The following is a 12071-nucleotide window of genomic DNA, read 5'->3' as shown; positions in this document are numbered from 1 at the left end:
CCCCGCCGCACGACACCCGGTCGGCGAGCACGACCCCGCTCCCCCACCACAACGAGGTTGGTCCCGCTATCCGGTGGATAGCGGGACCAACCTCGTTCTCGGCGGCCGCCCAGGGCCACGACCCGGTCAGTCCGCGGTCGCCCATAGGTGCCGCGTCGTGGCGTCGGCCCCGGGGGGCGTCGCCGGCAGCGTCTCCGGCCGTCACGACGTTCCGGCGCGCTCCGTCGCCTGCCCCACACACCGCCCCTCACACTGCCCCGCACCGCGACCACGCACCGTCCCGCGCTGGACCACTGGACGAAGACGCCACAGCCGTTCAGCGAGCGAGCCGGGGCGCGTCCGGGCCGCCGTCGTCGTGACGGCTTCCCCGCTCGACGTGAGGCCGCCCTGCGAACCTGCAGCCCTGCCCTGCCGTGTCCGCTCCCGCCCGAACGGGGGCGCTCCCGCCCAGGCGTTGGCGCCCCATTCCGGCCTGGGACGCTAGAACGCCGTCAGAGCGCCACAGAGAGCGGCTCCGGCACTCGGACGTGTCCCCGCAGCAACGAACGCCCTACGCCCCCGCGCAGACAGCAGGACGGCCCGACCCCCGTGAGGGGATCGGGCCGTCCGGAAGCGGTGCGTCAGTGCGCGTGCTGGCCGCGGGAGAACTCGAAGACCCAGCCGACGAGGGCGATCGCGCTGAGCGCGATACCCACGTAGACAAGCCACCAGCCGACCGCGAGGCCGAGGAAGACGATCGCCGCCGAGCCTGCGATCGCGAGCGGCCACCAGCTCCACGGGGCGTACACGCCCTGGTCGCCGGCACCCTGCTCGATGAGGCCGTCCGGGTCGTCCTCGGGCCGCGCGTCGATCCGCTTGGCGGTGAGGGCCAGGTAGGCGCCGATCATGCCCGAGAGGCCCGCGGTCAGGAGGAGCGCGGCGCTGCCGACGGGCTCCCAGCCACTCCAGAGCCCGTACACCACGCCGATGAGCGCGAAGAAGGGGGTCAGGAAGATGAACAGCTTGTACTCGACCTTCACTTGCCGGCCTCCTCGTCCGTGTCACCCGTGCGCGGCTCGTCGATGATGATCGTCGACGTCGAGTCGCTGCCTGCCTGCTTGTCGCCGAGGCGGTCGAGCGCGACGCTCTTCTCACCGCGGCGGTCGGCCTCCCCGTAGACCTTCTCCAGGACGTTGGGGTTCGGCTCCGCGTGGTCCATCGCGGCGACCTCGGGGTGGTGCAGGTCGAACGCGGGCGACTCGGAGCGGATGCGCGGCAGCGACGTGAAGTTGTGCCGCGGCGGCGGGCAGGACGTGGCCCACTCGAGCGAGCGGCCGTAGCCCCACGGGTCGTCGACCTGGACCTTGGGCGCGTTGCGCCAGGTCGTGTAGACGTTCCAGAGGAACGGCAGCGTCGACGCGGCGAGGATGAACGCTCCGACCGTCGAGACCTGGTTCTCCCACGTGAAGCCGTCGGAGGGCGCGTAGTCCGCGTAGCGGCGCGGCATGCCCTCGACGCCCAGCCAGTGCTGGATGAGGAACGTCATGTGGAAGCCGATGAAGAGCAGCCAGAAGTGGACCTTGCCGAGGCGCTCGTTGAGCATGCGCCCGGTGAACTTGGGCCACCAGAAGTAGAAGCCGGCGAACATCGCGAACACCACGGTGCCGAACACGACGTAGTGGAAGTGCGCCACCACGAAGTACGAGTCGGACAGGTGGAAGTCGAGCGCCGGGCTGGACAGGATGACGCCCGTGAGACCGCCGAAGAGGAAGGTCACGAGGAACCCGATCGACCACAGCATCGGTGTCTCGAACGTCAGCTTCCCTCGCCAGAGGGTCCCGATCCAGTTGAAGAACTTCACGCCGGTCGGCACGGCGATGAGCATCGTCATGAAGGCGAAGAACGGCAGGAGGACCGCGCCGGTCACGTACATGTGGTGGGCCCACACGGTGACGGACAGCGCCGCGATCGCGATCGTCGCGTAGACGAGGCCCTTGTAGCCGAAGATCGGCTTGCGGGCGAACACCGGGAAGATCTCGGACACGATGCCGAAGAACGGCAGCGCGATGATGTAGACCTCAGGGTGCCCGAAGAACCAGAACAGGTGCTGCCACAGGATGGCGCCGCCGTTCTCGGGGTTGAAGATCTGGGCACCGAGGCGCCGGTCGGCGCCGAGCGCGAAGAGCGCGGCGGCCAGGGGCGGGAACGCCATGAGCACGAGGAGGCTCGTGATGAGCGTGTTCCACGTGAAGATCGGCATGCGGAACATCGTCATGCCGGGCGCGCGCATCGTGATGATCGTCGTGATGAAGTTGACCGCACCGAGGATCGTGCCGAAGCCGGCGAGCGCGAGCCCGAACACCCAGAGGTCTCCCCCGAGCCCTGGACTGAACGTCGTGTTCGACAACGGCGCGTACGCGAACCACCCGAACGAGGCGGCGCCCTGCGGCGTGAAGAAGCCGGCCGAGGCGATGAGACCGCCGAAGAGGTAGAGCCAGTACGCGAACATGTTCAGTCGCGGGAACGCGACGTCCGGCGCACCGATCTGCAGCGGCATGATCACGTTCGCGAACCCGGCGAAGAGCGGGGTCGCGAACAGCAGCAGCATGATCGTGCCGTGCATCGTGAAGAGCTGGTTGTACTGCTCCTTGCTCTGCACGATCTGGATGCCGGGCTCGAAGAGCTCCGCACGGATCACGAGGGCCATGAGGCCGCCGATGCAGAAGAAGATGAACGACGTGATCAGGTACATGTACCCGATCGTCTTGTGGTCGGTGGACGTGACCCACTTGATCACGGTCCGCCCGAGGGTCTGACGCCGCGGCGCGAGACCGGGGATGACTTCGGCCTGCGCGACCATCAGTTCTCACCCTCCGTGGTAGCGGTGACAGGGTTCGGGTCCTGGAGACGGCTGAAGCCCTCCACCGGGATCTGACCCTCCTGGCCCTTCTCGCGGAGCGCCTCCATCTGCGCGTCGTACTCCGCGCGGTCGACGACCTCGACGTTGAACAGCATGCCGGAGTGGTGCTCGCCGCAGAGCTCGGCGCACTTGCCGGCGTAGACGCCCTCGCGCTCCGGGGTGACCACGAACTCGTTCGTCCGGTGCGGGATCATGTCGAGCTTGTAGAGGAACGCGGGGATCCAGAAGGAGTGGATGACGTCGCGCGACTGCAGCTCGAACCGCACCGACTCACCGACGGGCAGGTAGAGCGTCGGCAGCGCCGCCGCCGTGCCCGGGGCACCGTCGATCGTCGCGTCGTCGGTCATGGTGTCGCCGACGTCCGCCAGGTGCTGGCCCGTCTCGTAGACGTCGTCGTCCACGTAGTTGAAGTCCCAGCTCCACTGCTTGCCGATGACCTGGACCGTGAGGTCGGACTCGACGTCCTTGTCCACGATCGCGCTCATGTCGCGGTCCGTGTAGAAGAAGAGGACGAGGACCATGAGGATCGGCACGGCCGTGTACATGATCTCGAGCGGCAGGTGGTAGCGCGTCTGCACGGGGAGCTGGTGGTCGTCCTTGCGCTTGCGGTACGCGGCGACGCACCACAGCATCAGGCCCCACGTGATCACGCCGACGATGAGGGCCGCGATCCAGGAGCCGGTCCACAGCGACGTGATCCGGGCGGTCTGGTTGGTCACCTCCCCGTCCTCGTAACCGGGCAGGAACCCGCGCTGGACGGTGTCGGTGGCGCAGCCGGACGCCACCGCGGCGACGGCGACGGCGAGGGCCGTCGCCCGCAGGATGGTGCGCCGTGTGCGGCTAGGGGGTTGCGAGTGCAAGGGGGGCCTTTCACGTCACGTCCTGCCCGTGCCCGTCTTTACGAGCCCAGCACAGGACCTTCGTCCTCGACACACGAAGCCTAGCGCGGGATTCCGCCCTTCGTGGCCCGGAACGCGCTGCGGACGGGCGAGATGCGGCACACGTCGTGGCCGGTCAGGGGTGGGTTCGGCACACCCGTCCCGAGTCTGTCAGATCCTTGCCACACCGTCGGCCCACCGGGCAGCACGGTAGCGTGCCGGTGGGACCTTCGGACTCCCGGAGGCACCTCGTCGCGGGGCGCGCGAGCGCAACGATCCGACGCCGTGCGCCGGACCTCGACCGGCGCCCTGCGCCCGCTCGGGCCGTCTCAGCCCGGCCGTCCCCCGCTCCGCGACGGCCCCGCCCGCGCCCTGGAGGCCATGTGACACACACCACCCCCGATCGCCGGGTCCTTCTCGACAACGGGGGGCGCGCCCCCTGGCACCCGCTCGCGCGCGAGGCCTTCGACCGCGCGCTCGACGACGGCTGGGCCGACCCCCGACGCCTCCACGCCGAGGGCAGGCGTGCCGCGGCCCTGCTCGACGGCGCCCGCGAAGCCGTCGCCGCCGCGCTGGGCGCGCGCACGGAGGAGGTCGTCTTCACCGCGAACCACACCGCGTCCCTCCACACGGCCGTCGCCGCGCTCGCCGGTGCGCGTCACCGCGCGGGGCGACGGGTCGTCGTCGGCGCCGTCGAGCGTGCCGCCGTCCTGCACGCCGCCGAGCACGGTGGCCTGGAGCGGGAGGTCGTCGGGGTGGACAGGTCCGGCCGCGTCGACGCCGCGGAGATGACCGACGCCGTCGGCCGCCCGGGCGTGGCGCTCGCCGCGCTCCAGGCCGCCAACGGCGAGGTGGGGACGCGGCAGCCGGTCGCGGCCGTGCACGAGGCGGCGCGGGGGGCGGGGGTCCCGCTGCTCGTGGACGCGGGGGCCACGCTCGGGCACGACGTCGTCCCCGAGACCTGGGACGCGCTCGCCGCCGACCCGGCGGACTGGGGCGGCGGGCCCGGCGTCGGTGTCCTCGCGGTGCGTTCCCGCGTCCGACGGCGCAGCCCGTTCCCGGAGGACGCGGACCCGTGGGCCCCCGGCGGGGTGTCCGTCCCGGCGGCGTTCGCCGCCGCAGTGTCGCTGCAGGCGGTGCTGGCCGACCGGGAGGCGCAGGACGCGCAGCGCCGGGCGCTCGTCGACCGCGTGCGGGCGCGGGTCGCGCAGATCCCCGACGTCGAGGTGGTCGGCGACCCGGTCGACCGGCTCCCCCACGTCGCGACCTTCTCCTTCCTCTACGTGGACGGCGAGGCGCTGCTCACCGACCTGGACCGCGAGGGCATCGCCGTCGGCTCCGGGTCGGCGTGCACGTCGAGCTCGCTCGAGCCCTCGCACGTCCTCGCGGCGATGGGCGTGCTCACGCACGGCAACGTGCGCGTCGCCCTGGACCGCTCGACGACGGAGGACGACGTCGAGCGGCTGCTCGCCGCACTGCCGGACGCCGTCGCCCGCGTGCGCGCGGCGCTGGGGGTGCAGGGCCTGTGACCGGCGCTCCCCCGCCCGCGGCGTCGTCCGGCACGTCCGGCGACGCGGGCGCGTCCGGCGACGTGGTCGACGCGCGCGGGCTGCGCTGCCCGCTCCCCGTGATCCGGCTCGCGGCGGCAGCGCGCGCCCTCGCACCCGGCGCCCGGCTCACCGTGTGGTCGACCGACCCGGCCGCGCGCCTCGACGTCCCCGCGTGGGCGCGGATGCGCGGGCACGCGGTCGTGGGCGAGGAACGGCTCCCCGGTCAGGGGGACGCCGAGGCCTGGGCGATCACCGTCGAGATCGGCGGCTGACCCGCCGCGGGCGCGGCAGGGCGGCACGACCCGCGGACGACGCGAGCCCGGCCACCCGCGGACGGGTGACCGGGCTCGTGCGGTCCGGTGGCGTGCGCGCGGCACGCCGGACGGCTCAGCTGAAGGAGCCGCCGCAGGCGCAGGCGCTGCCCGCGTTGGGGTTGTCGATCGTGAAGCCCTGCTTCTCGATCGTGTCGGCGAAGTCGATCGTCGCGCCCTCGAGGTAGGGGACGCTCATCTTGTCGACCACGACCTCGACGCCGTCGTAGTCGCGCAGCGCGTCGCCGTCGAGCACGCGCTCGTCGAAGTAGAGCTGGTAGATCAGGCCGGAGCAGCCGCCGGGCTGCACCGCGACGCGCAGGCGCAGATCGTCACGACCCTCCTGCTCGAGGAGCGTGCGGACCTTGTCCGCGGCCTCGTCGGTCAGGTTGACGCCGTGCGTGGCAATGTCGGTGGTCTCGCTCATCTCGTCTCCGCGCTGTCGGGGGCAGTGCTGCCCCGGTGGTGGCCGGCTTCTCGGATCTCTCGAGAGAGAGATCCCGTCAGGTCCTCAACACCACTCGTGCCGGTGGTGTTCCCGAGTCTACGACCCCGCGCGGCACGAAGGTCGAACGGGCCTCGCCGCACGGGGTGCGAGGACGACGACGGAGGAGCCGCGCGGGTGGCGCCGTCGGCCTCGGCCGACGCGCGCCTCAGCCGCGCGACCACGTGCGCGCGACGCGCTCCACGAGGTCGCGCGGGTCGCCGTCGCCCCACGCGTACGCGCCGCTGAGCCCCGCGGCCGCCTGCTCGCGACGGCCCGCGACGACCGCACGCGCGACGACCACCACCGGGAGCGCGTGCCGCGCCGCCCGGCCGGCCACCTCGCGGACGGTCCCCTCGCCGAGCTCGTGCGCGCCGAGCTCGTCCGCGAGCACCACGACGACGTCCGCGTCCGCGAGCCGCGCGTCGAGCCCGACGTCGTCCGCCACGACCCGGAGCGCGGGCACGAGCCTGCCGCCCAGCGCCGCGACGGCGAAGCCCAGCCCTCCCCCGCTGCCCGCCCCCGGCAGCACGGCGAGGCGGCGGCCCGCCGTCGCGCCCGCGAGCAGGTCGCGCCCGACGGTCCCGTGCTCCCCCGGCCCGGCCGCGTCCGCGCGGTCGACGGCGGCGGCGACGTCGTGCGCGACCGCGCCGAGCGCGCGCTCGAGGTGCTGGGCCACCAGCGGGTCGACACCGCGCGCGTCGAGGGTCGCGCTCGCGCCGTGCAGACCGAGGAGCGGGACGTCGGACGCGACGGCCGCCACGAGGTGCGTGCCGCCCAGCGCGGCGCGCGCGGCGCGCACGACGTCCGCCAGCCGGGCGGGCGCCACCTCGGACGCCGACGGCTCGCCCGCGAGCGCGAGGAGCGCCCCGAGGCCCGCGTCGTGGCTCGTGCTGCCCCCGGTCGCGAGGACGACCCGGCCGGGATCCGACCCCGCCCGAGCGGCGTCGACCGCGAGCGCGAGCAGGTGCCCGACGGCGGTCGACGAGCGGGCGGGCACCGTCGTCGGCGTCCCGTCGGCATCGACGACGACGGCCTCCCCGGTGGCCGGGACCTGGGACGCGTCGACGACGACGGTCCGGGCCTGCACACCCTCGTGCGGCGAGGACGCGCGCCGTCGGACGGCGACCGGGACCTCCGCGCCGCCCGGGCCCGGCACGACGCCCGCGAGGACCTCGGGCGCGACGGGAGCGAGGGCGTCGAGGAACGCGGGCCCCGAGGCCGCGAGGGGCACGGTGTCCACGGCGCCGTGCGCGGACCACCACGAGGCGACGTCGGCGAGGCTCGGTCCGGCGGCAGCCGGCACGACGTCGCGGCCCGGCCACGCGCCGTCGGGCGGGGGCGGGACGGCGGACCCGGTGAGCAGCACGCGCATGCCCGGATTGTGCCAGCCCGGGCGCGGCCCGGCGGGTCGTGCCCGGGCGCGCCGATCCGCGGTGAGAGGACCCTCTCCGTCTCCGCGGCGCTGTGCGACGATGGTCCCGTGAGCACCGGGAGCACCTTGTTGTCGTCCGTGGGCGGTCCGAGCACCGCACGCCCGGGCGGTTTCGTCGAGCCCAACCCGTCCGCCCTGCTCCTGCTGGGGCAGGGCCGGGACCTCGCGTCCGAGCGGGGCGTCGAGTGCGTGGGCGACCTGCCCGCGCCGAGCGACCCCGACCTCGTCGAGCGCGCCCGGGTCGCGCGCGCCGCGCTGGGCGAGCGGGCGTTCGTCCTGGGCCACCACTACCAGCGCGACGAGGTCATCGACTTCGCCGACGTCACGGGCGACTCCTTCAAGCTCGCGCGCGAGGCGGCCGCCCGCCCCGAGGCGGAGTTCATCCTCTTCTGCGGCGTGCACTTCATGGCCGAGAGCGCGGACATCCTCACGTCCGACGCGCAGCAGGTCGTGCTGCCGGACCTCGCAGCGGGTTGCTCGATGGCGGACATGGCCGCCATCGACCAGGTCGAGGACGCGTGGGACGTGCTGCAGGAGGTCGGCATCGCCGACTCGACGATCCCCGTGACCTACATGAACTCCTCGGCCGCGATCAAGGCCTTCACGGGGCGCCACGGCGGCACGGTGTGCACGTCGTCGAACGCAGAGGTCGCGCTGCGCTGGGCGTTCGACCAGGTGGGCGGCGTGGACGGCACCGGCAAGGTCCTGTTCCTCCCCGACCAGCACCTGGGCCGCAACACCGCGGTGCTGAAGCTCGCGATGTCGCTCGACGACTGCGTCGTGTTCGACCCGCGCAAGCCGAACGGCGGTCTCACCGACGCCGAGCTGCGCGACGCGCGCATGATCCTGTGGCGCGGGCACTGCTCGGTCCACGGGCGGTTCTCGGCGAAGAACGTCGAGGACGTCCGTGCGGCCGTCCCGGACGTCAACGTGCTGGTGCACCCCGAGTGCAAGCACGAGGTCGTCACGGCGGCGGACTTCGTCGGGTCGACGGAGTACATCATCAAGATGCTCGACGCCGCCGAGCCGGGCTCGGCGTGGGCGATCGGGACCGAGCTCAACCTCGTGCGCCGCGTCGCGCGGGCGCACCCGGACAAGCAGGTGCACTACCTCGACTCGACGGTGTGCTTCTGCTCGACGATGAACCGGATCGACCTGCCGCACCTCGTGTGGGCGATGGAGTCGCTCGTCGCCGGTCGCGTGGTGAACCGGATCGTCGTGGACGCCGACGACGCGCACTGGGCGCGCGTCGCGCTCGACCAGATGCTCGCCCTGCCCGGCCTCTAGGCGCGCGGGCAGGAGCGGTCGAGGCCCTCGGGACGCGAGGGCGCGCGGAGGTGGCCATGGGAACGGGCAACGGGACGAACGTCGGCATCTTCGTCTTCGACGAGGCCGAGGAGCTCGACGTCGCCGGGCCGTTCGAGGTGCTGTCGGCCTGGGCCGAGCACTCCGCGCTCAAGCCCCAGGTGTCGACGTTCTCGTGGGACGGCGGCGGCGTGCGGCTCGCGAAGGGCCTCCGCCTGCTCCCCGACCGCTCGGCGGACGACGTCGGCCCCCTCCACCTGCTCGTGTACCCGGGTGGCCGCGGGACGCGCCCGCTGCTCGCCGACCGCGCGCACCTCGAGTGGCGGCGCGCGATGCGGGCGCGGACCCCGGTGATCGCGAGCGTCTGCACGGGCTCGCTCGTCCTCGCCGCGGCGGGGCTGCTCGGGGGCCGGCCCGCGACGACGCACTGGGCGCACTACGACGAGCTCGCGCGGATCGACCCGAGCGTCGTGGTCGACACGGAGGCGCGCTACGTCGACGACGGCGACGTGGTCACCTCCGCCGGGGTGTCCGCGGGGATCGACATGGCGCTGCACCTCGTCGCGCGCCTGGAGAGCGCCGACGTCGCACGCGCCGTACGGCGCGGGATCCAGTACGACCCCGACCCGCCGGTCTGATCGGACCGAGCGGTCGGCGAGCCTGGGGTCAGCCGACCCGAGCGGTCAGCGGCGCGCGTAGCGGCCGGTGCGGTGCGCCCAGACGTCGAAGAGGACGGTGCAGAACGGCGGGACCGTCGCGGCGAGCGCGAGGAAGGTCGTCCAGAGCGACCAGCGGACGCGCACGGCGACGAGCACGGCGAGCGCGACGTACACGAGCACGAGCGCCCCGTGGACGGGCCCGAAGATCTCCACGCCGCGCTCGGTCGTCCCGGCGACCCACTTGAGGTACATGCCCACAAGCAGGCCGGCCCAGGAGAACGCCTCGGCGATCGCGACCGCGCGGAACGCGCGGACCTGCCACGGGTGCGGTGCGGGCGACCCGGTGGCGGCGGTGGCGGTGGGGCGAGGGGCGGGGCTCGTCGTCGTCACGGCGCGCATCCTCGCACACCGACCTGGAGGGGGATCGCTCGCCGTCGACGACAGATACCCGATACCGCTGGTGCGGGGTAGTAGCCTGCCCCGGTGACCCGCCAGATCCAGCTCCTCGTCGCCAGCACGATGCCGCGCAAGGCCGTGCCGGGCCGCGGCGTCCTCGAGCCGTCCGTCACGCGCATGCGCGTGCGCCCGGGCGACCTCGACTTCTACCTGCACGTGAACAACGGCGTGTATCTCCAGATGATGGACGTCGCGCGCAGCAACTTCATCGCCGACCTCGGCGGGTTCCCCCTGCTCAAGGACAAGGGCTGGTACCCCGTCGTCGCGGCGTCGACCATGAAGTACCGCCGCTCCCTGCAGCTCGGGGACCGCTTCGAGATCACGACGCGCGTGCTCGGGTGGGACGAGCGCGTCGTGTACCTCGAGCAGGTGTTCACACGCCGCGGTGACCTCTGCGCGCGCGGGCTCGTCGCCGGGCGCTTCCTCGCGCGCGGGTCCGGCGACCGGATCGCCGCGCCCGACGTCGTCGGGCTCCTGGGCGGCGACGTCACCTCCCCCGAGCTCCCGGACGACGTCGCGCGGTGGGCCCGGGCGGTCGACGTCGCCCACCGCGCCTGACGCCTGACGCCGCACGGCGGCGCTCCCCGGCCGACCGGGGAGCGCCGCCGCGTGCGGACCGGGCGGTCGCGGGTCAGGCGACCGCGCCGCCGAGCCGGGCGAGCAGGAGCGCCTCGGCGAGCACGACCTTCTCCAGCTCGCCGAGGTGGACCGACTCGTTCGCGCCGTGCGCGCGCGAGTCCGGGTCCTCGACGCCCGTGACGAGGATCGCCGCGTCGGGGAAGACCTCGAGCAGGTCGGCGATGAACGGGATCGACCCGCCGATGCCGATGTCGACGGGGTCCGTGCCCCACGACGTCGCGAACGCCCACCGCGCGGCCCGCATCGCCTCGGAGTCCGCCGGGGCGAGGAACGGCTTGCCCTGCTCGCCGTCGCGCACGGTCACGCGCGCGCCGAACGGCGCGTGCGCCTCGAGGTGCGTGCGCAGCGCCGCCATCGCGGCCGCCGGGTCCTGGCCGGGCACGAGCCGCACCGAGAGCTTCGCGGTCGCGCGGGGCGTGAGGGTGTTCGACGCGTGCGCGACGCTCGGCGCGTCGAGCCCGATCACGGCGATCGCCGGCTTGGTCCACAGCCGCCCGGCGATGCTGCCCTCCCCTGCGAGGACGGTGCCGTCGAGGAGCGAGGAGTCGGCGCGGAAGTCGGCCTCGGCGTAGTCCACGGTCGGCTCGTCCGCGGTGGCGAGCCCGGGCACGGCGACGTTGCCCGCGTCGTCGTGCAGGGTCGCGATCAGCCGCGCGAGCAGCGTCACGGCGTCGAGCACGGGGCCGCCGAACATGCCCGAGTGCACCGCGTGGTCGAGCACCGCGACCTCGACCTCGCAGTCCACGAGCCCGCGCAGCGACGTCGTGAGCGCGGGCACGCCGATCTTCCAGTTCGAGGAGTCGGCGACGACGATGACGTCGGCCGCGAGCAGGTCGCGGTGCTGCGTGAGGAACGGCAGGAACGTCGGCGAGCCGATCTCCTCCTCGCCCTCGACGAACACCGTCACCCCGACGGGGAGGTCGCCGACCTCCAGGAGGGCACGCAGGGCGCCGAGGTGGGCCACGACGCCCGCCTTGTCGTCGGCCGCGCCGCGGCCGTAGAGGCGGCCGTCGCGCTCGGTCGGCTCGAACGGGTCGGTCTCCCACGTGCCGGCGTCGCCCGGGGGCTGGACGTCGTGGTGCGCGTACAGCAGGACGGTCGGGGCGCCGTCGGGCGCCGGGCGGCGCGCGACGACGGCGGGCGCGCCTTCGCTGCCGTCCTCGGCCCGGGCGCGCAGCACCTGGACCTCGGGCAGTCCGGCGTCGCGCAGGAGCGCGGCCACGGCGTCAGCGCTGGCGGCGACGTGCGCCTGGTCGAACGCGGCGTTCGAGACGCTCGGCACGCGCACGAGCGACTCCAGGTCGGCGCGCAGCGCCGGGAAGAGCCGGGCGACGGTCTCGCGGAGCGTGGTCGCGAGGGCGGTGCCGGGCACGGGGGCGGTGGGTTCGGGTGAGTTCGTCACGACCAGCACGGTACGACACCGTGCGGCCCCGGACCCGCGTCCGGGCACCCCGT

At 73.7% G+C, this 12071-nt stretch carries 12 protein-coding genes; 5 read left to right on the top strand and 7 right to left on the bottom strand.

The features are described from left to right. Positions 1-620: 620 nt before the first annotated feature. The 3 genes from RDI86_RS07805 to coxB are packed head-to-tail and all read right to left on the bottom strand — an operon-like array spanning position 621 to position 3759. Positions 621-1019: a cytochrome c oxidase subunit 4 gene (locus RDI86_RS07805; RefSeq protein ID WP_168944427.1), complete on the bottom strand. Its 399-nt coding sequence runs from the start codon at positions 1017-1019 to the stop codon at positions 621-623. Beyond that, positions 1016-2839, bottom strand: a complete 1824-nt coding sequence (ctaD, locus tag RDI86_RS07800; protein ID WP_021482036.1) for a cytochrome c oxidase subunit I — start codon at positions 2837-2839, stop codon at positions 1016-1018. The genes RDI86_RS07805 and ctaD overlap by 4 nt, the downstream gene beginning before the upstream one ends. Continuing rightward, on the bottom strand, positions 2839-3759 hold the full coding sequence (coxB, locus tag RDI86_RS07795; RefSeq protein WP_021482035.1) for a cytochrome c oxidase subunit II: 921 nt from the start codon (positions 3757-3759) through the stop codon (positions 2839-2841). Before coxB ends, ctaD begins: the two co-directional genes overlap by 1 nt. A gap of 401 nt (positions 3760-4160) precedes the next feature. Between coxB and RDI86_RS07790 the strand changes: the two genes are divergently transcribed. Both RDI86_RS07790 and RDI86_RS07785 read left to right on the top strand, forming a co-directional pair. Continuing rightward, entirely contained in the window at positions 4161-5306 is a 1146-nt protein-coding gene (locus tag RDI86_RS07790) for an aminotransferase class V-fold PLP-dependent enzyme (RefSeq protein WP_251176214.1), read from the top strand. Next, on the top strand, positions 5303-5599 hold the full coding sequence (locus RDI86_RS07785) for a sulfurtransferase TusA family protein (RefSeq protein ID WP_308200521.1): 297 nt from the start codon (positions 5303-5305) through the stop codon (positions 5597-5599). The genes RDI86_RS07790 and RDI86_RS07785 overlap by 4 nt, the downstream gene beginning before the upstream one ends. Positions 5600-5714: 115 nt before the next feature. On the opposite strand, the gene erpA is transcribed toward RDI86_RS07785, so the two are convergent. Next, a complete protein-coding gene (erpA, locus tag RDI86_RS07780) occupies positions 5715-6065 on the bottom strand; it encodes an iron-sulfur cluster insertion protein ErpA (RefSeq protein ID WP_043658948.1) in 351 nt (116 codons plus the stop codon). A gap of 226 nt (positions 6066-6291) precedes the next feature. Beyond that, positions 6292-7497 (bottom strand): glycerate kinase, encoded by a 1206-nt coding sequence (locus RDI86_RS07775; RefSeq protein WP_308821078.1) that lies wholly within the window; start codon positions 7495-7497, stop codon positions 6292-6294. A 138-nt stretch (positions 7498-7635) separates the two neighbouring features. Here RDI86_RS07775 and nadA point away from each other — a divergent pair, with 138 nt between their 5' ends. Together nadA and RDI86_RS07765 are read left to right on the top strand one after the other, a co-directional pair. Beyond that, positions 7636-8844, top strand: coding sequence for a quinolinate synthase NadA (gene nadA, locus RDI86_RS07770; RefSeq protein WP_076405421.1), 1209 nt, complete (start codon positions 7636-7638; stop codon positions 8842-8844). Positions 8845-8900: 56 nt separating this feature from the next. After that, a complete protein-coding gene (locus tag RDI86_RS07765; RefSeq protein WP_308821077.1) occupies positions 8901-9500 on the top strand; it encodes a DJ-1/PfpI family protein in 600 nt (199 codons plus the stop codon). A gap of 45 nt (positions 9501-9545) precedes the next feature. Here RDI86_RS07765 and RDI86_RS07760 read toward each other — a convergent pair whose 3' ends face one another. Continuing rightward, entirely contained in the window at positions 9546-9911 is a 366-nt protein-coding gene (locus tag RDI86_RS07760) for a DUF3817 domain-containing protein (RefSeq protein WP_308821076.1), read from the bottom strand. A 93-nt stretch (positions 9912-10004) separates the two neighbouring features. Between RDI86_RS07760 and RDI86_RS07755 the strand changes: the two genes are divergently transcribed. Beyond that, positions 10005-10535 carry a thioesterase family protein gene (locus RDI86_RS07755; RefSeq protein ID WP_034652193.1) on the top strand — a complete coding sequence of 177 codons (531 nt, stop codon included), beginning with the start codon at positions 10005-10007 and terminating at the stop codon, positions 10533-10535. Positions 10536-10608: 73 nt separating this feature from the next. Here the strand turns inward: RDI86_RS07755 and RDI86_RS07750 are convergent, their stop codons facing one another. After that, entirely contained in the window at positions 10609-12018 is a 1410-nt protein-coding gene (locus RDI86_RS07750) for a dipeptidase (protein ID WP_374990524.1), read from the bottom strand. Between the last annotated feature and the right edge of the window lie 53 nt (positions 12019-12071).

Origin of the sequence: Cellulosimicrobium sp. XJ-DQ-B-000, from assembly GCF_031119065.1 — a bacterium.
Lineage (GTDB): Bacteria > Actinomycetota > Actinomycetes > Actinomycetales > Cellulomonadaceae > Cellulosimicrobium > Cellulosimicrobium funkei.
The sequence above is the reverse complement of the archived record's forward strand: the minus strand, read 5'-3'. Positions and strand labels throughout refer to the sequence as shown.

What these genes read in the sequence shown, in the direction of transcription:
- ctaD (WP_021482036.1), bottom strand. Translation starts at nt 2,839, where the DNA reads ATGGTCGCGCAGGCCGAAGTCATCCCCGGTCTCGCGCCGCGGCGTCAG.
- erpA (WP_043658948.1), bottom strand. Translation starts at nt 6,065, where the DNA reads ATGAGCGAGACCACCGACATTGCCACGCACGGCGTCAACCTGACCGAC.
- RDI86_RS07775 (WP_308821078.1), bottom strand. Translation starts at nt 7,497, where the DNA reads ATGCGCGTGCTGCTCACCGGGTCCGCCGTCCCGCCCCCGCCCGACGGC.
- RDI86_RS07765 (WP_308821077.1), top strand. Translation starts at nt 8,901, where the DNA reads ATGGGAACGGGCAACGGGACGAACGTCGGCATCTTCGTCTTCGACGAG.